Below are 25,174 nucleotides of genomic sequence, written 5' to 3'. Positions count from 1 at the left end.
CTATTTTTCTAGAATAATAGAAACATGATAAACGTAGTTAACGCCCCAATAGACGAACTAGACGTCAGCCCGGAAGAGGAGCTGGCGGTTGTCTCAACGGCCTTCGCTGCCCTCGGATCCGAAGTGCGGCTGGCGATTGTGATGCGTCTGGTCCGCGCAGAGCCAAACGGCATGGCCACGGGCAAATTGGGCGACGCGGTGGGCTTAAGCGGATCGGTCCTGACCCATCACTTGAAGCATTTGAAGGTTGCGGGCCTTGTCTTTGAAGAGCGCCGTGGCCGCCAAATCATCCTTCATGCAGATACCAAGCTGATCGCCGACCTATCGGATTTCATGCTGGCCGAATGCTGTCTTGATCAATCGGTGGAGCGCCTCCATGGCTGACCAGTCACTTAACCCTTGGACCTTGCCCGCCTTGTGGAAGCGGCTCGATAAGGCGTGGGCGGTTGTCATTCTGATCCCATTGGTCGTCCTGACCTTTGACGCGCCGATGTTTCAGCCGGTGGTCACAACAGCCGCGAAAGCGTTCGGCGGCACGGTCCCCATCATCCTGTTTGCGATTACGGCAGTCGCCTACGTGAAAGCGAGCGGGGCAGAGACCCTGATCGCAAAAGCGTTTACCGGAAATCCTGTGCGAATGATCATGATGGCGGCCCTTCTGGGCGGGCTATCGCCCTTTTGTTCGTGCGAAGTAATCCCATTCATCGCGGCTTTGCTGGCCGTGGGCGCGCCCTTGGCCGCCGTTATGGCGTTCTGGCTCGCCTCGCCCCTGATGGATCCGGCGATGTTCTTTGTGACCTCCGGCGAATTGGGCCTCGCCTTTGCCATTGGCAAAACGGTGGCTGCCGTAGGGCTTGGCATGTTGGGAGGGTTCGCGACTTTGGCCTTCGCAAAATCGCCTGTCTTTGCCGACCCGTTGCGCGAAAAGCCCAAGGTTGGTGGATGTTGCGGTGTAAAGGCACCGTTCCAAGGCACGCCAGTCTGGGCCTTCTGGCGGGAAGGCGAACGGCGCGTGGCGTTCCGCGAAAGCTTTGTCGATAATGCCCTGTTCCTCGCTAAGTGGCTGATGATCGCCTACCTCTTCGAGGCGCTGATGATCGAATATGAGACGACGCAGTACGTCGCACAGTTCCTTGGCGGGGAGAGTGTTTTCACCATCATCCTTGCGGCGCTGGTTGGCATGCCCGCCTACCTGAACGGCTATATGGCCGTGGGTCTGATGGGCGGCCTGGTGGAGCAAGGGATGAACCCGGGCGCGGCCATGTCGTTCGTGATCGCGGGCGGGGTCAGCAGCATTCCGGCGGCTGTGGCTGTCTGGGCGTTGGTCAAGCCGCGGGTCTTTGCCGCTTACCTTGGTTTTGCATTGATTGGGGCTGTTCTTGCCGGCTTGGCATGGGGCGCCCTTGCGTGAGCTATGACGCCCTTTTCGGGCCAATAAACCTCTGCTCGATGGCGTTCGAGAACAAGAGACTTTCCCACCAAATGCACCTATTCCGCGAATAGCTGGCGCTGTGCTCGCCTAGTACATGGACGCCCCTTCTGTGTTTGGGTAATCAGCCCATAACGAAAAGCGGGAGGGACGGCATGTACCGCGTTTGGAATTTCATCACCGGCTACTCGCTCCTGCTGATTTGCGGCGCGGCTATCGCTCTGATCTGGGCCAATTTGGACCTAATTGCGCCTGTCGCTGGAAATAGCCACTACTGGGCCGATTTGTACCATAACTTCGTTGAATTCGTGATCTGGCACGACGCTCCGATTGGGCATCTGCACGACGATGGGCAAGGCCATGTGGTGCGCGATCTGACGCTGCACTACCTCGTTAACGACGTCCTGATGGCATTGTTTTTTGCCATCGCCGCAAAGGAAGTGTGGGAGGCCGTGATCCTGGAAAACGGGGCGTTGCGCGGCAAGAAGGCGGCCACACCATTGTTTGCGACGGCGGGTGGCATGTTGGGACCGGTCGCCATTTACCTTGGCCTCGCCTATTATCTTGGGTCCGACACTTACGACGCCGTGGCCAACGGGTGGGCCATTCCAACTGCGACGGACATCGCGTTTTCCTATCTTGTGGGACGGTTGGTATTTGGTGCGGGCCACCCTGCGGTGCGCTTTTTGCTTTTGCTGGCCATCGCGGATGACGCAGCGGGCCTTGTGATCCTCGCGATTTTCTATCCGTCAGGCGACCTCGCCCCAATCTGGTTGCTGCTGTCGCTTGGCGCAGCTGTAGCGGTTTTCGTGCTGTTCAACTGGTTGCCGCGCCGCCTGGACCGAGGCGACCAAGTGCGCCGCAGATCGACTTGGGTGCGCACGAGGTTGTCGTATTGGCCCTACCTGATCGCAGCGTGTGCCAGCTGGTATGGCTTCATGATGTCGGGTTTGCATCCCGCCTTGGGCCTGTTGCCAATTGTGCCGACAATCCCCCACGCAGACCGCGCATTCGGCATCTTTTCGGCCGCAGAGCAGTATTTGCACGATTTGTTGAACCAGATGGAGCATGCGCTGAAATATCCGGTCGAGATCATTTTGGGCCTGTTCGGCTTAATGAATGCGGGTGTGGCCTTCAGTGCGATCGGGGATGCGACCTGGCTGGTTTTGGCGGGTCTTCTGGTGGGCAAACCGGTTGGCATCTTTCTGTTTGGTTGGGTTGCGGTGGTGATCCTGAGGCTGGGTCTCCCGCAGGGTATGCGGATGGTTGATCTGGTCGTAATCGGCTTAGTGGCCGCCATCGGCTTCACCGTGTCGCTGTTTGTGGCCTCAGTGGCGTTTGAACCGGGTCTGGTGCAGGATGCAGCGAAGATGGGGGCGTTGTTCTCATTCGGGGCGGCATTGGTTGCCATTGTCATGGGCTGGCTGCTCCACGTGGAAAAGCAGGAGCTGTGACGGGCGACACACCCTGAAACCTGCTCCAATTGATGGAAAATTCCCTGTGAAAAAGGCGGCATTTGCGACATAATGCTGCCCTAATGGGGGACTATGTTTCCAAAATGGTGACACGCCGCACCTAAGATGGCGCGCACCTGTAGGCAATTTTTGGGCGGCAGACGCATGTTGGAGTTTTCAGGGGTTTCTAAATCCTTCTGGACCGGTGAGCGCCGAAAGGTGATCCTCGACCGCGCGTCGTTCCGTGTAGACATTGGCTATTCGATGGGCATTCTGGCCCCGAACGGAACCGGTAAGACCACCCTGATCAAGATGATGTGCGGGCTGGAAAAACCCGATGAAGGCATCATCACGCGCGATGCCCGGATCTCATTCCCGCTGGGGTTCATGGGTGGGCTGATCAGCAAACTGTCCGCCATGGAAAACAGCCGCTACATCGCACAGCTTTATGGGCTGGATCCCGATTATGTGGAGGCGTTTTGCCGGTGGGTCTGCGGGATCGAGGAATATTTCGATATGCCGCTTGGGACCTATTCCAGCGGCATGAAGGCGCGGTTCAACTTCTCGCTCCTTTTGGCGCTGGAGTTTGATATCTATCTGATTGACGAGGGGATGCCTGCTTCGACAGATGCCGAGTTCAATCGGCGCGCGGGCAATATCCTGGCGGAACGGCTGAAGAATGCGACAGTGATCATCGTGTCGCACCAGGCCCAGACGCTTGAAAAATTCGCACGGCGTGCGGCGGTCCTGATGGACGGCAAGCTGCACACCTTCGATACGCTGGAAGAGGCGAAGCAGCTTTATGACTACCAAACCCAAGGCTAGAAAATTCCGCATCCGCCGCAGCGATGCAGTTGCGCCCGCCGGTGAAACGCGGGCGGCGCAGGCCGCTGACGCCGCCCCCACCCTTGGCGCAAATGCTTCGCAGGACCAGGTCGACAACAGCTTGCCCAACACCACCGAAGACGGGTTCGGCGATGCGCCGATGCCGGGTTCGGCAGCTTATGAGCGTGCGCAAGCAGGCGCGGCGCAGGGCAGCGCCGGGAGCGTGGAAGAAGAATTGGCCGCGATCCGCGCGGAGGGGCTGACAGGCCGCCAGCTGCGCATGGCGCGGCGTTTGGCACAGAAACACGGGCTACAACCGGCCTCCGACTTCGACGCTGTGCGACAGCTCCGCAAGCGCGGCGTCGATCCGTTCAACCAATCCAGCATGCTGGAACTTGTCGTCAATGACGCCGGGACCGGTGGCGGCGCGGCGGCTGCAGCCGGCGCCGCGGCCGCAGGCAACACACTGCCCGTGCGCGCTGCAACTGCGCAGGTGCCCGCAACGCAAGTGGACGCCCCTGCCCCGCCCCCGGGCGGCGGTGGTGCCTTCTCAGCCGAGGAGCGGGCAGCGGAAATTATGCGCGTACAGCGCGACATCGCAGCCCGCCGTCGGCGCAAGCTGATCCAGCTGGCCTCGCGCCTGGCCTGCTTTGTTTTTCTGCCGACGATCCTTGTCAGCTACTATTTCTACGCCGTGGCGACACCGCTTTTCGCGACCAACACGGAGTTCGTGATCCAGAAGGCCGAAGCCTCCGTCGGCGGTGCAGGTGGCCTTGGTGGCCTGCTTGGCGGAAGCTCATTCGCAACAGTGCAGGAATCGATCACGGTTCAAAGCTATCTGGAAAGCCGCGAAGCGATGTTGCGGCTGGACGAGGAACTGGGCTTTCGGGAACATTTCTCAAGCGATGAAATCGATCCGCTTCTACGACTGGATGATGGTGGCTCAGACGAACAGATGTACGACACATACCTGCGCAGCCTGACCACAAGCTACGACCCGGTCGAAGGCATTATCCGAATGGAGATGCTGGCCGCGGACCCCGTCGTGAGCCAGCAATTCTCCGAAGCATTGATCGGCTACGCGGAAGAGCGTGTGGACCAGATGTCATCGCGCCTGCGCGCCGATGGCATGGCGGGCGCCCAAGATGCCTTTACCGAGGCGGAAGAACGCGCCGCGCAAGCGCAGGAGCGGGTTCTTGACCTCCAACAGCAGCTTGAAGTCGTATCCCCCGAGGCGGAGTTGAACCTTGTATTCAACCAGATCTCAACGCTTGAAGCCCGGCTGACCGAGGAACGCCTGCGCCTTGCGGAAATGAACGCAGCGACACGCCCCAATGCGGGCCGTGTTGCCGCGACCGAAGCCCAGATTGAGCGGTTGGAGGCCCAAGTTCAGGAGCTGCGCAGCACGCTGACAGGCGGCGAAGTCTCCCTCGCGCGGGTGCAATCGGAGCTTGTGGTGGCCCAGGCCGATTTGGAAACACGCCGTCTGATGCTGACCGAGGCCATGCAGGCGCGTGAAGCTGCGCGAATGGAGGCGAACCGCCAAACGCTCTATATCTCGATGGGTGTTTTGCCCGTGGCCCCCGATGAGGCGGCCTATCCAAAGGCGTTCGAGAATACGCTGCTTGCCTTCATCGTCTTTTCTGGCATCTACCTGTTGGTATCGATGACAGCCTCGATCCTGCGCGAACAGGTCAGTTCCTGACCACAGCGCCGTGCCGGGGCCAACGTGCCCTGGAGGGTGACGATGAAAAATGTAGATATCGGCACAGTGAATGTGTCGAACACGGCCCCGCTGACCGTTATCGCGGGGCCTTGCCAGCTGGAAAGCCTGGACCACGCGCGTCGGATCGCGGGCCGAATGGCCGAGATCTGCGCCACCGTGGGCGCGCAATTCATCTTCAAGGGCAGTTACGACAAGGCCAATCGGACCTCGCTTAAGGGCAAGCGCGGACTTGGCATGGACGAAGGGCTTCGGATTCTGTCCAAAATGCGAGAGGAGTTCGGATGCCCGGTGCTGACGGACGTTCATGCGCCTGAGCAATGCACGCCAGTGGCCGAGGCTGTCGATGTTCTGCAAATCCCGGCGTTCCTGTGCCGCCAGACCGACTTGTTGTTGGCAGCCGGCGAAACGGGCGCGGCTATCAACATCAAGAAGGGGCAATTCCTCGCCCCATGGGACATGGCGAACGTTGCCGAAAAGGTCGCGAGCACTGGTAACAAGCGGATGCTGCTGACGGAACGGGGTGTCTCTTTCGGGTATAATGCGCTGGTGGCGGACATGCGGTCGCTGCCAGAGATGGCCAAGACTGGCTATCCAGTGATCATGGACGCGACCCACGCCGTGGCGCAGCCCGGCGGATTGGGTGGGTCCAGTGGCGGACAGCGGGAATTCGCGCCCGTTCTGGCGCGCGCAGCGGTGGCTGTTGGTGTGGCGGGTGTGTTTCTTGAGACCCATGAGGACCCGGACAATGCACCCAGTGACGGGCCGAACATGATCCGTCTGGAGGATATGGCAGGCGTGCTGGACGTGTTGATGGCATTGGACAAAGTCGCAAAGGCGGCACCGGTGGTGATCTGATGCGGCTCGTTCTTGCACTCCTCCTCGGGCTTGCAGCCCTCCTCGCAGTTGGGCTGAATGATCCCGTTCTGGCCCAGACCGATGGGACGCAGCCCGATGGCGAGATTTCCGTCGAAAGCGATCGGGCACAGGATTTCGCGGTGCGCGACCGGATCATGGATATTCTCGGCCAGCTTGAAGGCTATGAGGATGTGCGCGCGACGGTTTCGAACGGGATCGTGACGCTGCGCGGCACGGTGGTTGATGGCAACCGGATTGAGGCGTTGAACGCCCTGGTCGCGCGGGTTGAGGGTGTGGTGGCGATTGAGAATGTCGTCACTGAAAGCACCGATGTAGTGGAGCGGTTGAACCCGGCGCTCGACCGGATGCGCGACCGGTTCGAGCAATTCGTGGCCTTCTCGCCCCTGATCCTTGTGGCATTGACTGCGGGGCTTTTGACATGGCTTTTCGGGTTCTGGTTGGCTCGGAGATCCTGGCCGTGGGATCGGATCGCGCCCAACGCCTTTATTGCCGACATTTACCGGCAGGTCGTGCGGCTGGCCTTTGTGGTGCTTGGGATCGTTCTAGCGCTGGACCTACTTAACGCGACAGCTCTGTTGGGTACGATCTTGGGTGCGGCTGGTATCGTCGGCCTCGCCATTGGTTTTGCCGTGCGCGACACGGTGGAAAACTTCATCTCGTCCATCATGTTGTCGATCCGGCAGCCGTTCCGCCCCAAGGACCTGGTGGAGATCGAAGGAAATACAGGCCATGTCATCCGCCTGACCAGCCGGGCGACGATCCTGTTGAGCCTGGACGGGAACCATATCCGCATTCCGAACTCGACCGTCTTCAAATCGAAGATCGTCAACTACACGCGCAATGATGAGCGGCGGTTTACCTTCCTTCTGGGCGTGGAGCCTGAGGCCGATATTGCCGAGGCGCAGCGGATCATTCTGGCCGCGCTGAACGAGCTGCCTTTCGTGCTGGAGGCGCCGGGGCCTGCGGTATGGGTGGAGGGGCTTGGCGCCTCGACCATCGACATCACGGCGGCGGGCTGGATCAAGCAGCATGAGACCGGGATCGGGATGGCCAAGGGTGAGGCGATCCGCGTTGTGAAGGCCCGGCTGGAAGCGGCCGGGATTAGCTTGCCCGAGCCGACCTACCGGCTGGCCGGTGCTGATGTGCCGGTGGCAGGGGCCGCGCAGAAGCGCCCCGCTGCGGCGGCTGCGGCCGTTGAGGCGCAGGATGTCGGAACCGATGAGGTCACGGCGTTAGAGGAGATCATCGAGGCCGAACGCGAGGCGCTGCCCGACGACGATCTGCTGCGCCGCGAGGCCCCGCAGGAGTAGAGGAAATCCGTATGCAGAAATCGCATCGGGGGGCTTGATCCCCCCGCTTTGCCGTCGTATCTGCTCCGGCACGGTTGGGGTGTAGCCAAGCGGTAAGGCAGCGGTTTTTGGTACCGTGTACCGTAGGTTCGAATCCTACCACCCCAGCCAATCCAACCGACATGATGTTCGCCCCGTTCAGGGCTCAGGCACGCGCGACGCGAACGCCAGCGCGCCATACTGCATTGAGGGCGTAGTCTTTGGCGGAGAGATGCACCATGTCAGCGGGCGCACCTTTCGTAAGTGTGCCGATTGGCCCGAGGCCGGGGTGCAGCTTGGCCGGGATGGATGTGGCCATAGCGAGAGCGTGATCCACGCTCGCCGCTCCCCATTTGACGATGTTGCGAACGGCCGTGGCCAAATCGAGATCGGCACCGGCCAGGGTGCCGTCTTCCAGTGTCAGCCGATTGTTATCGCGGCGGATCACGCGGCCGTTTAAGTGGAATTCAGTCAAATCTGTTCCGGCCACCGCCATCGCATCGCTGACGAGGAAGATCTCGCCCGGGCCTTGTTTGGCGGCCATCGCGGCGCGCACGGATTGGGGATGGACGTGGATGCCGTCCGCGATCAGGCCCGCGGACAAGGCGCCGTTGGTCAAAGCAGCGCCGACAAGTCCGGGTTCGCGGCTGCCCAACTGGCTCATGGCGTTGAACAGGTGTGTAACGCAGCGCGCTCCGGCATTGGCGAAGGATTGGCATGTATCAAAGGACGCATCGCTGTGCCCAAGGGAGACGAGGATGCCTGCATCGGACAGGCGCGCGATCTGGTCGGGTGAGACAGTCTCGGGCGCGAGGGTGACTTTCAGGACAGGGAGCTTGCGCGCGGCCTCCAGAAGCAGAGTGAGATCAGCATCCTCCATTGGGCGGATCAGGCTGGGGTCGTGTGCGCCTTTGCGAGCTTGCGACAGATGCGGGCCTTCCAGATGCAATCCGACTATGCCCGGAACACCTTTGGCCATGGCGGCGGCAACGGCCTCAATCGCGCGCGATGTGTGGGTTGGTGTGTCGGTGATGAGTGTCGGCAGGATGGAGGTCGCGCCAAGACGAGCATGCGCCTCGGCCATGGTGCGCAGGGTCTGGACGCTTTGGTCGTCATTGAACATCACCCCGCCGCCACCGTTGACCTGCAGATCAACGAAACCGGGGCAGAGAATGCCGCCGTCAAGCCGTTCAATCACGGCTTCAGGCGGCACCATGTCTTCGGGTACGATCCCGATGACACGTCCGGAGGCGACGATCAGTGTGCTGGCCGTATAACGCGAAGTGCCGTCGAAAATCTCGGCGCCGGCGAGGGCTGTTGGGCGCGCGGTCATCGTGTCTCCGTCACTTTGTTGAGGTGGCGGGGGGCGTCTGGGTTCACGCCGCGTTCACCTGCAACCCGTTCGATCATGGCGTAGAACGAGGTGATCAACGCAATGGGGTCGGTTAGCGGATGGCCCGTGCGGATGCAGGGCAAGGCCGTGGCTGTGCTCGGCTTATCCGACGTCACAAAAACCCGCGCGCCTTTGTCGGCCAGTTGATCGGCCACTTCGGCAACCGAATGCTCCGCAGCATCCGCGCTGGCAAAACACAGAATTGGGAAGCCAGAGCCGACAATCGAAACGGGGCCGTGCAAAACCTCGGCAGACGAATAGCTTTCGGCGTGAATCTGGCAGGTTTCTTTAAACTTCAAAGCCGCCTCGTTGGAGATTGCCCAAGCTGGCCCCCGCCCGAGGGTGAATAGAGAGGACGCCGAGCTGATGGCCGCGCGCAAGTCCGGCCAATCCTGTTGGGCAGCTTTTTCGAGCCGGTCAGGCAAAGCGCGCAGGGCGGTGCGCAGTGTGCCGTCGCCAGTCCATTCGGCCAAAAGGATCAAGCCCGAGATGGCGGAGGTGACGAAGGTTTTCGTGGCCGCAACGCTCAATTCCGGGCCGGCGTGAATGTCGATTGTGTGCGTGCTGGCCTGCGTTAACGGAGAGCGGGGATCATTGGTGATGGCGATGGTGAAACTGCCCGCTTCAGTCGCCGCCTGGCTCATGGCGATAATGTCGGGGCTTTTACCGGATTGGGAAACCGACAGCGTCATGGAGCCGCCAAGCCGTAAGTCTGCGCCGTAGATTGAGGCCACGGATGGGCCGATCGAGGCGACGGGTAAGCCAAGGGCCAATTCAAAGGCGTACTTCAGAAAGGTGCAGGCATGGTCGGAGGAGCCACGCGCCACCGTCACTATGAAGCGCGGGTTCGCGTCCGCGGCCGCCTTTGCAATGGCCGCAATGGCCGGTGCCCCGTGGGTCAGCAGGCGGTCAACAGCATCGGGGATCTCCAACACCTCACGTCGCATCTGGGTCATGTCATCTGCCATGGATCATCGGTCTTTATTCATTGGTTCAACTCGACGACGAAATCATAGGCGTCGCCGCGAAAAATGGATTTGGTGAGTTCGGCGACCCGGCCCGAGGCCAGGTAGGAAAGGCGTTCGATGTGAAGGCCTGCGGCACCATCTGGAACGCCAAGCAGTCCGGCATCCGCCGCATTCAGGTTGACGGCTGATATCCGTTGCGTCGCCCGGATGGGGCGCGTGCCGTTGCGGTCCAGCACCTCGTAGAGGGAAGCTGTGACCTGCATCGGGTTAGCGAGGATGTCGGTTGGTAGCGAGGAACGCTCAACCGCGAGAGGGCGATCATCGGCGAGGCGCAAACGTGCAAGCCGCGAGACAGAAGCATCGTCTGGCAGGTTGAGGGCCGCGATTTCTTCAGCGGAGGGCAGGCAAATGCTCTGCTCCAACATGCGCACGGATGTTTGCAGGCCACGTTTTCCCATCTCCTCCGAGAAGGAGGTCAGGCGAGACAGAGATTGTTGGAAGCGTTCGGCTTTTTCCGTGACGAACGAGCCGGAGCCTTGTTTTTGCACCACGTCGCCACGGGCGACCAGGTCTTGGATCGCCTTGCGGACAGTGACACGGGAGAGGTCCGTGAGGTTTCCGATTTCACGCTCCGATGGCAGCACGCTGCCCGGGGCAAGGATGCCTTGGGCCATCGCGGTGCTGAGGCGGTCGCGCAGCTGCACATAGCGGGGCCCCCTGCCGGGCGCGAATGGTGGAGTGTTGCGCAGGTAATCGGTGATGGTCATTGGTCGAATCCCAAAGAATACCAATATATGACCATTTATTCGGTACGCCTTCAAGAAATATACCAAATGGTATTGCTTCAGGCAGAAGGTGAGAGACGCCGAAGGAGAAGGGGCGTGAGGTACATCGGCAATTGGTAGCAGCCGATGAAGACCAGAAGTGCATCGGTCACATCTACTGGCAGGGCCAAAAGGAATAAGGCCACATTCCGGTTGCCAGCGATGATGCTGAGCGGGGCTGCGCGATGTGCTGGCACAAGGGAGCGGGTCAGGCGAGAGGCCAGAATTTGCAGACCGAAGTTCGCGGCAAAGACCAGTGCAACCCAGAAGGCGAGGTCCAGCGGTGATTGATCAAGGATGGGGCGGATCCCGGCCATGAGGCCGATAACGATCACGGCAAGCGCCAGCACGCCGAGGCCATCGAGCCGCTGCATTTGCGCGGCGTTGGGTTGAGGCAGGAGGAATGCGCGCAGGGCGAACCCCGCACCGGTTGCCAATGTGATGATAACAATCAAGTTCAGGCCCGTCGTGACGACTCCGCCGATGCCGCCAAAGGCCGGGCCAAGCAACAGCAGAACCGGAAGGCTGGTAAGTGGAAATAGCGCGGTGCCCACAACGAGGACCTGCATGGCGGGGGCTGGGTCTTGGCCCATGAGGATTGCGAAATTCGGGCTTCCGCTGATGGAGGGGGCGGCGAGCATAAGGACGATGGCCATTGCTGCAAGCGCCCCGGTCAGACCGAACATCCAGAATAGGGCAAAGGCCAGAAGCGGTAGACAGAGTTGGAGGACCAGAACTTCGGACAGAACGCGCGGAAGGTCGGTCAACTGCCCAACTGACGCCCGGTAGCCGATGCGGAAGGCGGTGATGAACAACAGTCCCGCCACCATCTGCGGCAGCCATGGTCGCATCGCGCTGGCGAGACCGGGAAGGGCCAGCCCGCAGACCAGCCCTACCACCAAGCCCCAACGGCCATGCCGGGCGCAGAATTCCAGCGCCCGGTAGAGCGGCGTCATGACGGACCGGAGCGCATGGTTTCAGGCAACCACATGGCGAGGTCCGGCACCCAGATCAGGATGAAGCACATCAGCACCATGATCAGGAACATCGGCAGCGCGGCTTTGGCGATATAGCCCATCTCATGCCCTGTCATGCCTTGCAGCACGAACAGGTTGAAGCCGATGGGCGGCGTGATCTGCGCCATTTCCACAACGACGATGACGAAGATGCCGAACCAGATCAGGTCGATGCCCGCTTCGATCACCATCGGCTCCACCACCGCCATGGTGAGAACCACGGAAGAGATGCCGTCGAGGAACATGCCGAGGATGATGTAGAAGACCAGCAGCATCATAAGCAGTTGGAAGCGCGTCAGTTCCATCGCGGCAATGCCGTCGGCAAGCGCACGCGGCAGGCCCGTGAAGCCCATGGAGAGTTTCAGGAAGGCCGCGCCCGCGAGGATCAGCATGATCATGGCCGAGGTCCGCGTGGCGCCCATTAGGCTTTCGCGGAAACTGCCCCAATTTAGGGAGCCTTGAGACGCCGCCAGGACCAGAGAGCCGATAACGCCGATGGCGGCGGCCTCCGTTGCTGTGGCCGTGCCGGTGTACATGGAACCGATCACCACGAGGATCAGGAGCATGACGGGGATCAGGAACCGGGAGTTCTTCAGCTTCTCGCCAAAGCTCATCGCCGTTTCCATTGTCGGCGCCCATCCGCGTGACAGGACGGAATAGATCGCTACATATCCCATGAACATCAGCGCCAGCACGAGGCCCGGGAAGACGCCTGCGAAGAACAGCTCGGTGATGGACTGGTTCACCGCTACGCCGTACACGATCAGCGCGAGTGACGGTGGGATCATAAGGCCAAGGGTGGCGGCACCCGCCAGCGTGCCGATGACGATATGCTCAGGGTAATTGCGGGTGCGAAGCTCTGGGATCGACATTTTGCCGACCGTGGTAAGCGTTGCGGCGGAGGAGCCGGAGACAGCAGCAAACACCGTGCAACCTACAATATTGGTGTGGACGAGACCGCCCGGTAGGCGCGCGAGCCAGGGTGATAGTCCCTTGAACATGTCTTCGGACAATCGCGTTCGGTAGAGGATTTCGCCCATCCATATGAAGAGCGGCAGTGCCGTGATCGTCCAACTGGAAGACGTCGCCCAGATCGTCGTGATCATCGTGTCGCCAACGGGGCGGGTGGTGAAAAGCTCCATCCCGACCCAGGCCACGCCCATCAGCGCGATGCCGACCCAGACGCCGGTGCCGAGAAGCAGGAAGAGGACGAAGAGGAAAAGAATGATGGCGTAGAGTTCGGTCATCTGATCACTCCCCAAAGCTCTGATCGACGACATTGCTGCCGAGGCGGTGGTCACCCTTGAAAAGGACCGAGATAAGGTTGTCGACGAAGGCGATCAGCAGGATCACCCCGCCCACCACCATCACCGATTGCGGGATCCATAGGGGGCTCGCGTCTTGCGCTTGGCTCACTTCGTTGAAGCGCCATGACCAATAAACGAACCAATAGGCGTAGTAGACGAAATAGGCGGTCACGGCGGTGGCGATGCCGAAACACCAAACCTCCAACACCCATTTGATTTTGGCCGGAACGGCGTTCAGCAGGATCGACACGCGGATATGTGCGCCACCGTTAAGGGCGTTGGCAAAGGCCAGAAAGCTTGCTGCGGCCATCAGGTAGCCCGCGTATTGCGGTGCGCCGGGAAAGATGTCGCCAATCCAGCGGGCAATCATCTGGGCCACGATCATGCCGAGGATGCCGATGAGGCACAGAGCCGCCATCACGCCGGAAATGCGGTAAAGCCAGTCGAGGGAGGAACGGAGAGCGCCCATGGCAGGTAATCCTGTCTGAGGAATGCTGTGGTGGGCAGGCCAGTTGCCCCGGCCTGCCCTGTGTTTCAAAGCGTTTGCTTATTCGGACGCAGCCGCCGCAGCCGCTTCGCGGTAAGCGTCGATGATCGCCTGACCTTCCTCACCGGCGGCTTCCAGCCATTCCTGGGTCATGGTTTCACCAATCGCACGAAGCTCTTCCATCAGCTCTTCGCCGGCGGGCTGCACAGTCATGCCGCCAGCGGCGAGGCCGGCCAGCGTGAAGCCGGTGTATTCGCGCGCACGCCAGGTGCCGGCGTACTCTGCCAATTCAGCACAGGCGTTGATGACGTTCTGGTTGGCCTCAGACGTGCCTTCCCACACATCACCGTTCACCATGATGTAGTTGCGTGGCAGCCAGGCATCGACCTCGTAGAAGTGGCTCAGGCTTTCCCAAACGCGGCGGTCGTAGCCAGTGGCACCGGACGACACCATCGAGGAGGCCACGCCGGTTGCGAAGGCCTGGCTAATTTCAGCGGCTTCGATTGTGACGGGCAGCATGCCTGTCAGCTCGGCCAGACGGTTCGTCGCGTTGTTGTACGAGCGGAAGCGGATGCCTTCCATATCGGCGACCGAGTTCACTTCCTGATTGAAGTAGAGGCCCTGCGGCGGCCATGGCACGGAATAGAGGAGGTGCAGGTTCTGACCCTCCAGAAGCTCGCGGATCGGGCCTTCGGCGGCTTCCCAAAGAAGCGCATGCTCATCGAAGGAGCCGACGAGGAATGGGATTGAGTCGAAACCGAAAAGCGCATCTTCGTTCTGGTGGCCGGACAGCAGACGCTCACCGATCTGGACCTGCCCGGTCTGGATCGCGCGCTTGATGTCCGCGCCCGCAAACAGCGAGCCGCCGGGGTGCGTCACGATCTCGATCTCGCCGCCTGTGCCGGTGGTCACGCACTGGGCGAATTCTGCGCCGGTGACGGAGTGGAAGTTGGAGCCCGAGTAAGCCATCGGCATATCCCAGGTCTCGGCAGCGGCCGGGAAGGCGACCATGGCTGCGGCCATGCAGACCGCGATGTGGGTGGTTTTCATTGTCTTCTCTCCTTGTTGAAGTCTGATGTTGGTTGCTCTTGTTGTTATCTCTCAGCCCGCAAATCGCGCTGGATCGTAGGGGCTCATATCCATGTTGGGGGTTTGGCCCGTCATCATCTGCGCCAGAAGGCGGCCAGTTTTAGGGCCGCCTGTCAGACCGATATGGTGGTGTCCAAAGCCGACATAGACGCCGGTTTGACCAACCTGCCCAATCAGCGGCAGGCTGTCGGACGGCGCGGGGCGGTGGCCTTGCCATTCGACTTCATTTGCGGCTTTCAGGTGTGGGAACGCTTTCGCCACTTGGCGACGCAGAAGGGCGAAGGGGGCTTTCGATGGCCCGGCTTCCAGCCCGCCGAATTCCACGACACCGGCGCAGCGCAGGCCGGCCTCCATCGGCGTGGCAACGAACTTGCCGGACGCCAGCATGATCGGCATCGACGGGCCATTCTCAGCCCCTTCGAAGACGATGTGATAGCCGCGTTCCGTTTCCAGTGGGATGGTCAGACCGAGGCGCTTCATCAGCGGCTTGGACCAGACGCCCGTGGCCAGCACGACATCCGAGCACAGGATTGGGCCGGTCGTGGTTTCCACGGCAGTGACCTTGTCACCTTCGAACCGGAAATCCCAGACATCTGCCTGCTGCCACGTGCCACCAAGAGCCTGAAACTCCTCAGCCAGCGCGGCGACGTAGCCGCCGGGGTTTCGGATATGACCGTGGTCGCGCATGACGGCGAGGCATTGGACGTCGTCGCCAAGGTTGGGCTCATACTCCCGAACAGCGGGGCCTTCGATGATCTCGGGGTCAAACCCGGCTTCGCGGCGCAGGCCCCATACATAGGCGTCGGCCTCAAACGCGGCGCGGTCGGCGTAGCCAAAGGTATAGTCGCTATCGACCACCCATTTAGATGCCTGCGTGTTGTCGGACAGGGCGTGGTGCTGCTCTGCCCCGTCGCCCACGATTTCCGTCAGCCCCCGCGAGATGCGGCGCGTGTCGGCGTCGTTCGCATTGCCGAGGTACTTAATCAGCCAAGGCAGCATCTTCGGCAAATAGGACCAGCGCACGAACAGCGGGAAGTTCGGGTCGAGCGCCATTTTTGGGCTTTTGCGGATCAGGCCGGGTGTCGTGACCGGAACCATGGAGCAGTTGGCGATCACGCCCGCATTGCCATAGGAGGTGCCCTGTCCCGGCGCGCCGCGGTCGACCAGCGTCACCTCAACCCCCGCGCGGCGCAGCCAGATCGCGGTGGAAACCCCCACGATGCCAGCCCCGATCACGACGGTAGGATGCGCGCTCATCCGCATACTCCGGGCATTGCCATCCTTGGCCGCATATCTGCGCCCTCCCCTGTTTCGACTCGCATCTTTGGGCGTGAATCACATTTCGTCAACATTTTGTTGACATTTTCTTCGCGTTGCTCAGGATCGAAAACATGTCCGATACCGATCTCAAGCATGTTGTTTCCTCCGCGCATCTTGCCGATAGCGGGTTTCCCGAAGTCTCGGAGTTCGAATTCGGTCTGACACTGGCCAACCATGGGTTCCACCGCTGGATGATGCGCGCCATTGCGCTGGCGGGGCATCCGGATCTGTCGGGGCTGGACGTGCTGGTGCTGCATTCCACCCACCATCGCGGACGGCCCAAGACACTGGCGGACATTTGTCTGGTGCTGAATATAGAGGACACGCACACCGTGAATTACTCGGTCAAAAAGCTGCGCAAGGCAGGGCTGGTGGCCGAGGGTCGGCAGGGCAAGGAAAAGACGGTTCAAACGACGGACACCGGTGCGGAGGTTTGCGAGAAATACCGCGACATCCGTAATTCCCTGCTGCTTGAAGCGCTGGATGAGTTGGGGATCGAGCGGGATCAGGTCAGCCGGTTGAGCCGCATCTTGCGCCTGATGGCCGGGCAATATGATCAGGCGGCGCGGGCGGCGGCGACGTATTAGGGCGTTCATCCGCTGACCCTCACCGCGTATTTGGCCAATATCTCTTCGTTGATCTCTGCCCCCAAGCCCGGACCGTCAGGCACGATGACATGGCCGTCTTCGACCGGGAACGGCGTGGCGAGGATGTCTTCTTTCAGGAAATAGCTGGCCTGGTAGAACTCACATCCTAGCGTGATCTCTGGCGTGGCGGCGATCATGTGGGTGCCAGCAAGATGGGCGAGCCCTGCCTCAAACATGTCGCCCCCATAAGCAGACAGTCCCTTGGCGGCGGCCATCCGAGCCACGGTCTGCGCGCGGGTCAGGCCACCGGTCTTCATGATCTTGATCGACACGCCATCGGCGATGTCGCCATGGCGCGCCATATCCTCCGGCCCAAAAATGCTTTCATCGGCCAGAAGCGGTACATCAACACTGTCGCGGATGCGGGCCATCAGATCGTGCAGGTGGGCCTTAACGGGTTGTTCGATGAAGGTCGGAGCGAATTGTGCCACATCTCTCACGCGGGCCAGCGCGGCGTCGTGGTGCAGGCCCTGATTATAGTCCACCCGGATGTCGAATTCGGGGAAATCCGCGCGCAGCCGTTCGAGCCGCATCATGTCGAAGGCATGGCCCTTGAAGCCGGTCTTCAGCTTGATGATGCGGACACCGTATTCGCGCAGGCGCTCCATCAGGATCAGGTCCTTGGCGAAGTCGGGGTCAGCAATGGAGCAGGACAGCGGGATGCGGTCACGGCACCGCCCGCCCAGAAGCGCCCAGACCGGAAGGCCCTCAAGGCGCGCGCGCAGGTCAAAGAGCGCGGTGTCCAGCGCTGCCTTGGCCTCCGTACAATGGGCCACTGCACATTGGGCCTGATCCATAATCGAAACGTGGTCAGACACGGGACGCCCGACGACAAGCGGGCGCAGGTAGCGATCCAGCGCGGCATAGCTCGCCTCAGCCGAGCCGGTGAACACCACCCAAGGCGAGGCCTCCCCATAGCCCGTTTCGCCACCCTCTGCGGTAAGGCGCAAAACGACGATGTCGACCGCATGCTCAACCGATCCGATCCCGTGGTCGCGGCGCGCGTTCACGGGCAGGGCGAGGTGCCACAGCTTGAACCCTGTAATAATCTGTTGGTGATCGGCCATACGCTCCCCCAAGCAACTACACGTTGAAGGGGATCACGCATCATTTCAAATACCGGATTATGGCATAGTCATAAGGAAAAGTGATATACCGGCAGCATGGCTCTTCGATTCAGACAGCTTCAGGCGTTCCACGCGATCTACGAGACGGGCACCGTGACAGGGGCTGCGCAGGTTCTTGGCATATCGCAGCCGGGCACATCGAACCTAATTGCTCAGCTCGAAAGGGAGACACGGTTCAAGCTGTTTGAACGGGTGCGCGGGCGGCTTATCCCGACGCCGGAGGCGGGCGTGCTGTATCAGGAGGTTGATACGGTGGTGCGCGGACTTGATCATGTGGGGCAAGCGATCACCGATCTTCAGAACAAGCAGGGCGGGCAGCTACAGGTCGCCTCGCAGCACGCGCTTTCGTTCGGGTTCATGCCGCGCCTGATCGCGCGTTTTGCGGAGGATCGGCCTGACATGTCGATCTCCTTCCAGTCGCAATACTCCCCCAAGGTGCAGGAATGGGTGGTCGCGGGCTTGTTCGAGATCGGCGTGTGTGAGACGCCGCTACTTTATGATGCGTTGGATGTGCATCCCTTCAGCCTTGAGATGGAAGTTGCGATGCGCGCCGACAATCCGTTAGCGCAACATCCCGTTTTGACGCCGGAATTGCTGGCGGGTGAGCCGTTCATCGCCATGGGGCCCGACCATATGAGCCATCGCCGCACGCGCGAGGCCTTTCATTCGGCAGGCGTTCCATGGTCGGTCCGGGTGCATTCGCACCTGTTCAAGAACATCCTGAGCTTTGTGAAAGAAGGTATGGGCGTTGCCCTGCTGGACCCGCTCTTGCTGAAATATGATGAGGTCGGCGGGTTCGTGACATGCCCGTTCGCCCCAAAGATCACCATGGACATGATGGTGATCACCTCACGCGACCGGCCGATGTCTGCGCTGGGGCAAAGCTTTCTGGAGCTGCTGCTTGAGGAAATCGCACACCAGGAAACAGTTGGTTAACCCATCCAGCGACGCACCGGCGCAGCAGCCTCTTCCAGCGGTTGGGTGACGATATCGACGAGGGTTGGACCTTCGGTGGTGATGGCCTCTTGCAGCGTGCGCTGCAGATCAGCGGGGTCCTCTACTCGCCACGATTTCACGCCATAGGCCGCAGCGACCGCCGCGTGATCCACGCGGTTGAAATCCACGTTGTAGTAGCGCGCGCCTTTATCGGCCATCTGGCTTGCCTTGATCCATCCGAAATTCGAGTTGGAGAAGACGATGAAGGTAATGTCTGCCCCGGCGCGCGTGATTGTCTCAAGCTCGCCACACGTGAACCCGAAGGACCCGTCGCCCATTAGCGCGACGGTTTTGGAGGTCGGACGCCCGAACCACGCGCCAAGCGATGCAGACAGCGAATAGCCAAGCGCGCCGTGGGCCCGGTTGGTGATGAAGAAACGGCCCGGTCTGGCCTGTTGATAGTAGGCGGAGAAATAGGGGCAGCTTGTGCCGGGGTCCGAGACGATGGTGGCATCTTCCGGCAGGATGCGGTTCAGCGTGGCGACGATGCGTTCGGGGCGGATCGGGGCCTCTTCGCTTTCGGCCAGCTCGTTGAAGCGCGCGAATTTGCGGGCTTTGACATCGGCGACGGCTTTTGCCCCACCGAACGTCGCGGCCCCCTGCCCCTTCGCATCAAGGACGGCGTTCACAGCGGCAAGTGACAAACGCAGATCTCCCACAACGCCCAATTCCGTTGGGTAATTCGCACCGATGACCATTGGATCATTGTCAAAATGCACGATACGCGCGCCGGGTTTGGGGGCCTCCCACCGCGCCGTGGTGGTGGAGCCTGCGCGGCATCCCATGAAGATGACCAGATCGGCGGCCTCCATCATCTCCCATGTCTCATCCGTGCCACCGTTTGAGCCCACAACACCGACAGATTGCGGGTCGCTGTCAGCCAAAGCGCCCTGGCCTGAGATGGAGGTGGCGACGGGGATATCGAGGCGGTTGGCGAGGCGGGCCAGTTCTTCCATCGCGCCGGCAATCACGACGCCGCCGCCGCAGACGATTAGCGGGGATTTTGCCGACAGGATCGCATCGACCGCAGCTTCTGCTGCGCCGGGTTCGGGGCCCTGGCGGTAGGACGGAAAGCGCGCATGTTTGGGATCGGCCCAGATGTCAGACGGATCGACGGGATCGTATTGGATGTCGTAGGGCAGGCCCAGATGGGCCGCACCAGAGCGGCCAGTCGTCATGGCACGGAACGCCGTTCGGACCATGCGCGGGATGTGGGCGGCTTGCACAATCACCTGATTCCACTTTGTGACCGGAGCCATCAGCGCATTCTGGTCCACTTCGGTCAGCGGATACTTTCCGTAAGTGCCGACGGAGATGTCCGTGGTGATGCCGAGGACGGCGTAGCTGGACTCACTTGCCTCGATCAGGCCGGGAAGGATGTATGTCGCGCCACCGCCTGATGGCCCCTCGGCAACGCCGGGCCGGCCTGTGACGCGTGCGTAAGCGTCGGCCATGTAGGTGGCAGAGCGTTCATCGCGGGTCAGGACATGGCGGATGTCACCCCCATGCGCGCGCATCGCATCGTAGAACGGAAGCGAGGTGTCACCGCACAAGCCGAAGATATGCCGGACCCCGTGCGCCCGAAGCATTCCGACGAGCGCGTCGGCCCCATTGAGTGCGTTCGACATGTCCGAATCTCCGGATTGGCTGATTGCATTCAAGTCTGTATACAGCCCTGAATGCATATCGTTGTGCAAGCTGTGTTTTGGCAAAGGGACAGACGCACCATGTCCGACAACATCGTGGATCGGTTGACAGCTCAATTGCGCCAGATGGCGGCTGACTTTGAGATCAGGCCGGAAGAACGCATCATCGAAGGGGCCATGGCCAAGAGGCTGGCGGTCAGCCGCACGCCACTGCGGGAGGCGCTGAACCGTTTGGTATCAGAGGGTTATATGACCTTCACCGCCGGACAGGGCTTCTTTTGCCGCGCGCTGACGCCCGAGCAAATCCTCGACCTGTATGAGGCGCGGGCGGCCGTTGAATGCGAGGGGGTAAGGCTGGCGCTACAACGGGCGGAAGCATCGGACATTGCCGCGCTGGTGGCGGAACTGGATGCAACCGAACCGCTTTACGAGGGCACGTCCGATCGCCTGACCCGGCTGGAAATGGACGAGGCGTTTCACCTGTCGCTTGTCCGCCTGTCCGGCAATGCAGAGCTTGAGCGGATGCTGACCAACATCAACGGACGCATTCGTTATGTCCGCATGATCGGGCTCAACATGAGCCAAGAAGGTGCCTCTCCCAATCGGATGAGCGAGCACCGCGCCATACTTGAGGCGCTCAGCGAGGGCGATGCCGATCGCGCCCTTGCGACCTTGCGCGCGCATATCGAAATGCGGAAAGAGGATGCAACAGAGGCGGTGCGACACGCCTTTTCCCAGATCTACGTACGGGCAGGTTGAGATGACGCAGTCAAACAATCCCAAGACGCGCGGCGGAAAAACGGTATACGGCGCCAGCGTCGGCATTCTGATGCTTGAGACGCAATTCCCCCGCATTCCCGGCGATATCGGAAACGCGCTGAGCTGGCCGTTCCCGGTGCAGTTCCGTGTGGTGCGTGGCGCAACGCCGGACAATGTGGTGCGCGGCGATGCGACGGCACGGGTGGAGGATTTCATCGAAGCCGGGCGCGAATTGGTCGCGATGGGGTGCGACGGGATCGCGACCAATTGCGGGTTTCTGGCCCTGTTGCAGGATGAATTGGCAGACGCTCTCGGGGTGCCGGTCGCCACGTCTTCGCTGATGCAGGCGCCGATGATGGCGGCGACCTTGCCGAAGGAACAGCACGTCTCGGTTCTGACCATATCAGCCGAGACCCTGACCGATGCGCATCTGAAGGCTGCGCAGGTTCCCGAAGGCACGCCGGTTATGGGCACGGATGGTGGAGCTGAGTTCACACGCGCGATCCTTGGGGATGAGGCGGAGATCGACTTTGACGCCTGCCGGACAGACCTTTTGCAGGGGGCGGACGCGTTGGTTCAGGCGCATCCGCGGACCGGAGCGATCCTGTTGGAGTGCACCAACATGGTGCCCTTCGCCGCCGACATCCGGGCCCATGTTGGGCGGCCTGTCTACTCGATCCATTCAATGATTACGTGGTTCCAGGCGGGCCTGATGCCACGGCGCTTCTCAAATCACCTCGATGATTGGCGCTAGGCGGCGTAGAGGCCGCCCGTTGGCGTCGCAAGAAAAGCGTCCAGCGCGATGTCTTCCTGTTTCAGAAACCCGGTCGCGGGCAATTTGCCGTCACGCACCATTTCGATGACCGCAACGACTGAACCCGCCGTGGTCCACGAAATCGCGGTTCGCTGTTTGCCAGCGACCTTCAGCGGGCGATAGCCGCGCACGAATTCGAACCGCCGCAGCGCGCCTTCCAACATGCCTTCTGCCGAAGCGTGGACATAGACGATGTCATCGTCGACGGGCGGCTTGGCATTAACGAGGATGGCCCCGGCCTCTTCCCGCCGTTCGCGCATCAAAAGCTCATGAAAGAAGAAATTCATAAGCTTCGCGTGGCCGGGGTAACGCATGGTCTTGTAGTCGATATTGGCGACGGTGCCGTGGTAGGTGTCGCACATAGTGCCGAGGCCGCCTGAGGTCGTGAAGGCCTCCAACTTCATGCCGTCAATATAGATGTCTTCGATCCACTCCATGGGGGAGATCATCTTCCGCTCTCCCTCCTCAATCACCTCGCAATCGTTGAGGTATTCGTTGACCACCCCTTCGGGCGACCAGTTGAACGAATAGCCCATCAGGCCGGTGGGGTGCTGCGGCAGGGCCCCGACACGCATCTTGCAGGATCGGCAGTTGTCCAGCTTTGCAATCAGCGAGGCGCCAACGATCCCGCTAAACCCTGGAGCAAGCCCACATTGCGGGGCCATCAGGCGTTTGGCGCTTTTGCTAAGCTCGATGATGCGGTTGGTCGTCGGCACATCCTCGGTCAGGTCGAAATAGGCGATGCCGGTGCGGTGGGCGACTTCGGCCAGAGGTGTGTTGAGGTGAAAGGGAAGGCAGGACAGGACGGCATCTTGGTCGGCAAAGAGCGTCTCGACAGCGTCTGTGTGGGTGAGGTCGAGGGACTGAACGGGAAAGGGCAGATGGCCGCGTGGCGCGACATCGATGCCTGTCACCATGAAGCCGGAGGCGTGCAGCAGCTCTGCCGCCAGAGTGCCCACCTTACCAAGCCCCAGCACTGCGATCTTTTGCATGTCTTTGCCCCTGCTCGCCGTTTCTTTCGGTCATTTGACCGTAAAGGGGCGCCAATCAGAACGGGATTTCTTTGCGCATATCGTTAGTTTTTTGACAAATTGTCAGGTGTACCCGAGGGTTGCTGTATGGATGATCTTGACCAACACCTGCTGCAATTGCTGACACGGGATGCGCGGGCCTCAGCCACGCTTTTGGCGAAAGAGCTTGGCGTGTCTCGTGGGACGGTTCAGAACCGGATCGACCGGATGGTGCAGAAAAAAGTGATCAACCGTTTCACCGTTGATCTCGCACCCGGGGAGGACGACACGCAGGTCAGCGCGTTCACATTGATCCGGCTCAACGCCGATGATGGGCGGGCTGCAATCCGGTCACTGCAGCGCGTAACCGAAATCCTCGACATTCACACGCTCAGCGGCACGTTCGATCTGGTTGTGGAAGTGCGCGCGGCATCCTTGGCGAAACTCGACAAGGTGCTCGACCGGATCCGTGCCTTGCCCGAAGTGGCTGAAACGCAAAGCCATATTCGGCTGACCACGGTCAAGCCGCGTCAGCCGGCCCCCTGAAACTCCCGCAGGACCTGACCATTGTTGGACGGCATGCGCTGCCCATTGCGCATGGACAGTGTGCCATTGACCAGCACATGGGCGATGCCCGAGGCATAGCGGCGCGGGTGCCGGGCTGTGGCGTTGCTGGAGATCGCAGCCGGATCAAAGACGCATATATCGGCGTGATAGCCGGGTTTGAGCTGCCCGCGCGCCTTCAGCCCAAGACGTTTTGCAGGCACGGATGTAATTTTCGCAAGACCTTCCGCAAGACTCAGGATGCCCCGATCACGGACGTAGTATTGCAGAAAGCGGGCGGCCCAACCGTACCCGCTGAGCGAGCCGATATGGTCGCTGAGAATGCCGTCATTGGCGATAGCGACGGTGTCGGAGATAACAGCGCATTCCGGCTGGCTGAGGCAGAGCTCTACATCGGAATTGCGGAAACTCTTGGACGACCACATCGTGGCCATCAGGTTGTCGCCCTCTTCCAGCAGAATATCGAGGACAGCGTCATAGGGATCGACCCCGCGCATTCGTCCGATCTCCTCGAAATCGGCACCGACTAGATCCTTGTTCTCGGTCGCGTTCAGCAGAACGATATCCTTCCACTGTCGCGCCTTGACGATGAGCCACATGGGTTTGGGGTTCGCCTTTATGCGTTCACGCGCCGCCGGGTCGGCAAGGCGTTTGAGGACATCGTCGATTCCACCCGCCTGCGCCCATTTCGGCAGGATGGCTGCCATCAGCGTATGGTTCCAATCGTGCGGGATTACGTCGAAGGCAATGTCACCATCATGCTGGCGGGCCAGTTCGATCATCTCCAGCGTGTGTTCCATCGCATGTCCCGGTGCGCCGAACTTGGGTTGGATATGACTGATCTGAAGGCGAGCACCCGCCTGCCGCGCGGTGCCCATAGCCTCAGTAAAGCCCAGGTCGTATTCGGTGTCGCGGTTGCGGACATGGGTGGCGTAGAGGCGACCGTATTTCGCTGCAACCTCCACCATCGGCACAAGGTGATCGGGGGCGGCGAGGATGCCGGGGAAGTATTCCAACCCGCTGGAAAAACCCCCTGCCCCTTCTTCCATGCACTGATCGACCAGCTTGGCCATTGCAGCCACGTCATCCGGCTCGCCCGCGTGCAGTTCATCCCCGAGGATTGCGCGGTGGATCGTGCCGTGGCCCACAAAGGCCACCACGTTCACGCCCAAATCGGTGTCGTCCAGCACGTCGAGGTATTCGCCAAACCCCAGCCATTTGCGGTGCTTGGCTTTTTCGGTGAACCAGGGGCTGACCTGCCGGATCGCCTTGTGCGAACAGACCGGCGCGCAGGAAATGCCGCATTGGCCAATCACTTCGGTCGTCACGCCCTGGTGCACCTGGCTTTCGGCGCGGCCATCAGCGATGAGCGTGAAATCGGAATGGGTGTGCATGTCGACAAAGCCGGGGGATACGGCGAGGCCCGAGACGTCGATCACGTCGCCTGCATCCGCATTGATCGGCCCCACCTCAGTGATCATGCCGTCTTTGATGCCGACATCCGTAATCTGCGGCGCGGCACCGGTGCCGTCGTAAACCTCGCCGCCTTTCAGGATCGTGTCGAACATG

General features: G+C 60.9%; 24 protein-coding genes and 1 tRNA gene. 13 read left to right on the top strand and 12 right to left on the bottom strand.

The annotated features are described in order from the left end of the window. Positions 1–24 precede the first annotated feature (24 nt). The 8 genes from V8J81_RS01000 to V8J81_RS00965 all read left to right on the top strand — a co-directional run bounded on the left by V8J81_RS01000 (position 25) and on the right by V8J81_RS00965 (position 7,770). The gene (locus V8J81_RS01000; RefSeq protein WP_368473889.1) at positions 25–384 is read left to right on the top strand and encodes an ArsR/SmtB family transcription factor; all 360 of its coding nucleotides are present in this window, start codon (positions 25–27) and stop codon (positions 382–384) included. Continuing rightward, positions 377–1,411: a permease gene (locus V8J81_RS00995; RefSeq protein WP_368473888.1), complete on the top strand. Its 1,035-nt coding sequence runs from the start codon at positions 377–379 to the stop codon at positions 1,409–1,411. Before V8J81_RS01000 ends, V8J81_RS00995 begins: the two co-directional genes overlap by 8 nt. A 173-nt stretch (positions 1,412–1,584) precedes the next feature. Then, complete coding sequence (locus V8J81_RS00990; protein WP_368473887.1) at positions 1,585–2,883, top strand: Na+/H+ antiporter NhaA; 1,299 nt, start codon at positions 1,585–1,587, stop codon at positions 2,881–2,883. A 165-nt stretch (positions 2,884–3,048) separates the two neighbouring features. Beyond that, a complete protein-coding gene (locus V8J81_RS00985; protein ID WP_368473886.1) occupies positions 3,049–3,708 on the top strand; it encodes an ABC transporter ATP-binding protein in 660 nt (219 codons plus the stop codon). Then, the gene (locus V8J81_RS00980) at positions 3,686–5,413 is read left to right on the top strand and encodes a KpsE/RkpR family capsule polysaccharide export protein (protein WP_368473885.1); all 1,728 of its coding nucleotides are present in this window, start codon (positions 3,686–3,688) and stop codon (positions 5,411–5,413) included. The genes V8J81_RS00985 and V8J81_RS00980 overlap by 23 nt, the downstream gene beginning before the upstream one ends. Before the next feature lie 42 nt (positions 5,414–5,455). Next, a complete protein-coding gene (kdsA, locus tag V8J81_RS00975; RefSeq protein WP_368473884.1) occupies positions 5,456–6,289 on the top strand; it encodes a 3-deoxy-8-phosphooctulonate synthase in 834 nt (277 codons plus the stop codon). Then, a complete protein-coding gene (locus V8J81_RS00970; RefSeq protein ID WP_368473883.1) occupies positions 6,289–7,620 on the top strand; it encodes a mechanosensitive ion channel domain-containing protein in 1,332 nt (443 codons plus the stop codon). Before kdsA ends, V8J81_RS00970 begins: the two co-directional genes overlap by 1 nt. A gap of 75 nt (positions 7,621–7,695) precedes the next feature. Then, positions 7,696–7,770, top strand: a tRNA-Gln gene (locus tag V8J81_RS00965). Positions 7,771–7,804: 34 nt separating this feature from the next. Here V8J81_RS00965 and nagA read toward each other — a convergent pair. The 8 genes from nagA to V8J81_RS00925 form a co-directional block, all read right to left on the bottom strand. Next, entirely contained in the window at positions 7,805–8,971 is a 1,167-nt protein-coding gene (gene nagA, locus V8J81_RS00960) for an N-acetylglucosamine-6-phosphate deacetylase (protein WP_368473882.1), read from the bottom strand. Then, positions 8,968–9,999, bottom strand: coding sequence for an SIS domain-containing protein (locus V8J81_RS00955; protein WP_368473881.1), 1,032 nt, complete (start codon positions 9,997–9,999; stop codon positions 8,968–8,970). The genes nagA and V8J81_RS00955 overlap by 4 nt, the downstream gene beginning before the upstream one ends. 17 nt (positions 10,000–10,016) lie before the next feature. After that, positions 10,017–10,766, bottom strand: a complete 750-nt coding sequence (locus tag V8J81_RS00950) for a GntR family transcriptional regulator (protein WP_368473880.1) — start codon at positions 10,764–10,766, stop codon at positions 10,017–10,019. A 77-nt stretch (positions 10,767–10,843) separates the two neighbouring features. Continuing rightward, the gene (locus V8J81_RS00945) at positions 10,844–11,779 is read right to left on the bottom strand and encodes a hypothetical protein (RefSeq protein WP_368473879.1); all 936 of its coding nucleotides are present in this window, start codon (positions 11,777–11,779) and stop codon (positions 10,844–10,846) included. Next, positions 11,776–13,086 carry a TRAP transporter large permease gene (locus tag V8J81_RS00940; protein WP_368473878.1) on the bottom strand — a complete coding sequence of 437 codons (1,311 nt, stop codon included), beginning with the start codon at positions 13,084–13,086 and terminating at the stop codon, positions 11,776–11,778. The genes V8J81_RS00945 and V8J81_RS00940 overlap by 4 nt, the downstream gene beginning before the upstream one ends. Before the next feature lie 4 nt (positions 13,087–13,090). After that, positions 13,091–13,615, bottom strand: a complete 525-nt coding sequence (locus V8J81_RS00935) for a TRAP transporter small permease (protein ID WP_368473877.1) — start codon at positions 13,613–13,615, stop codon at positions 13,091–13,093. Between the two features lie 78 nt (positions 13,616–13,693). Further along, entirely contained in the window at positions 13,694–14,683 is a 990-nt protein-coding gene (locus V8J81_RS00930) for a TRAP transporter substrate-binding protein (protein WP_368473876.1), read from the bottom strand. A gap of 51 nt (positions 14,684–14,734) precedes the next feature. Then, complete coding sequence (locus V8J81_RS00925) at positions 14,735–15,979, bottom strand: NAD(P)/FAD-dependent oxidoreductase (protein ID WP_368473875.1); 1,245 nt, start codon at positions 15,977–15,979, stop codon at positions 14,735–14,737. Positions 15,980–16,113: 134 nt separating this feature from the next. Between V8J81_RS00925 and V8J81_RS00920 the strand changes: the two genes are divergently transcribed. Continuing rightward, positions 16,114–16,629, top strand: coding sequence for a winged helix DNA-binding protein (locus tag V8J81_RS00920; RefSeq protein ID WP_368473874.1), 516 nt, complete (start codon positions 16,114–16,116; stop codon positions 16,627–16,629). A gap of 5 nt (positions 16,630–16,634) precedes the next feature. Here V8J81_RS00920 and V8J81_RS00915 read toward each other — a convergent pair whose 3' ends face one another. Then, positions 16,635–17,756, bottom strand: coding sequence for an enolase C-terminal domain-like protein (locus tag V8J81_RS00915; protein ID WP_368473873.1), 1,122 nt, complete (start codon positions 17,754–17,756; stop codon positions 16,635–16,637). A gap of 96 nt (positions 17,757–17,852) precedes the next feature. Between V8J81_RS00915 and V8J81_RS00910 the strand changes: the two genes are divergently transcribed. Further along, complete coding sequence (locus tag V8J81_RS00910; protein WP_368473872.1) at positions 17,853–18,752, top strand: LysR family transcriptional regulator; 900 nt, start codon at positions 17,853–17,855, stop codon at positions 18,750–18,752. On the opposite strand, the gene V8J81_RS00905 is transcribed toward V8J81_RS00910, so the two are convergent. After that, positions 18,749–20,440: a thiamine pyrophosphate-binding protein gene (locus tag V8J81_RS00905; protein WP_368473871.1), complete on the bottom strand. Its 1,692-nt coding sequence runs from the start codon at positions 20,438–20,440 to the stop codon at positions 18,749–18,751. The genes V8J81_RS00910 and V8J81_RS00905 overlap by 4 nt on opposite strands. Positions 20,441–20,539: 99 nt before the next feature. Here V8J81_RS00905 and V8J81_RS00900 point away from each other — a divergent pair, with 99 nt between their 5' ends. Further along, positions 20,540–21,217 carry a GntR family transcriptional regulator gene (locus V8J81_RS00900; protein WP_368473870.1) on the top strand — a complete coding sequence of 226 codons (678 nt, stop codon included), beginning with the start codon at positions 20,540–20,542 and terminating at the stop codon, positions 21,215–21,217. A gap of 1 nt (position 21,218) precedes the next feature. Continuing rightward, complete coding sequence (locus V8J81_RS00895) at positions 21,219–21,971, top strand: aspartate/glutamate racemase family protein (protein ID WP_368473869.1); 753 nt, start codon at positions 21,219–21,221, stop codon at positions 21,969–21,971. Here the strand turns inward: V8J81_RS00895 and V8J81_RS00890 are convergent. Further along, complete coding sequence (locus V8J81_RS00890) at positions 21,968–23,023, bottom strand: saccharopine dehydrogenase family protein (RefSeq protein ID WP_368473868.1); 1,056 nt, start codon at positions 23,021–23,023, stop codon at positions 21,968–21,970. The genes V8J81_RS00895 and V8J81_RS00890 overlap by 4 nt on opposite strands. A gap of 126 nt (positions 23,024–23,149) precedes the next feature. Here V8J81_RS00890 and V8J81_RS00885 point away from each other — a divergent pair, with 126 nt between their 5' ends. Continuing rightward, positions 23,150–23,587: an Lrp/AsnC family transcriptional regulator gene (locus tag V8J81_RS00885; protein ID WP_368473867.1), complete on the top strand. Its 438-nt coding sequence runs from the start codon at positions 23,150–23,152 to the stop codon at positions 23,585–23,587. Here the strand turns inward: V8J81_RS00885 and V8J81_RS00880 are convergent. Continuing rightward, positions 23,572–25,173 carry an N-acyl-D-amino-acid deacylase family protein gene (locus tag V8J81_RS00880; protein ID WP_368473866.1) on the bottom strand — a complete coding sequence of 534 codons (1,602 nt, stop codon included), beginning with the start codon at positions 25,171–25,173 and terminating at the stop codon, positions 23,572–23,574. The two genes, V8J81_RS00885 and V8J81_RS00880, sit on opposite strands and share 16 nt — an antisense overlap. Position 25,174 lies beyond the last annotated feature (1 nt).

The sequence above is a fragment of the Gymnodinialimonas sp. 202GB13-11 genome, from assembly GCF_040932485.1.
GTDB lineage: Bacteria > Pseudomonadota > Alphaproteobacteria > Rhodobacterales > Rhodobacteraceae > Gymnodinialimonas > Gymnodinialimonas hymeniacidonis.
This window is presented reverse-complemented; position numbering and strand designations above follow the sequence as displayed.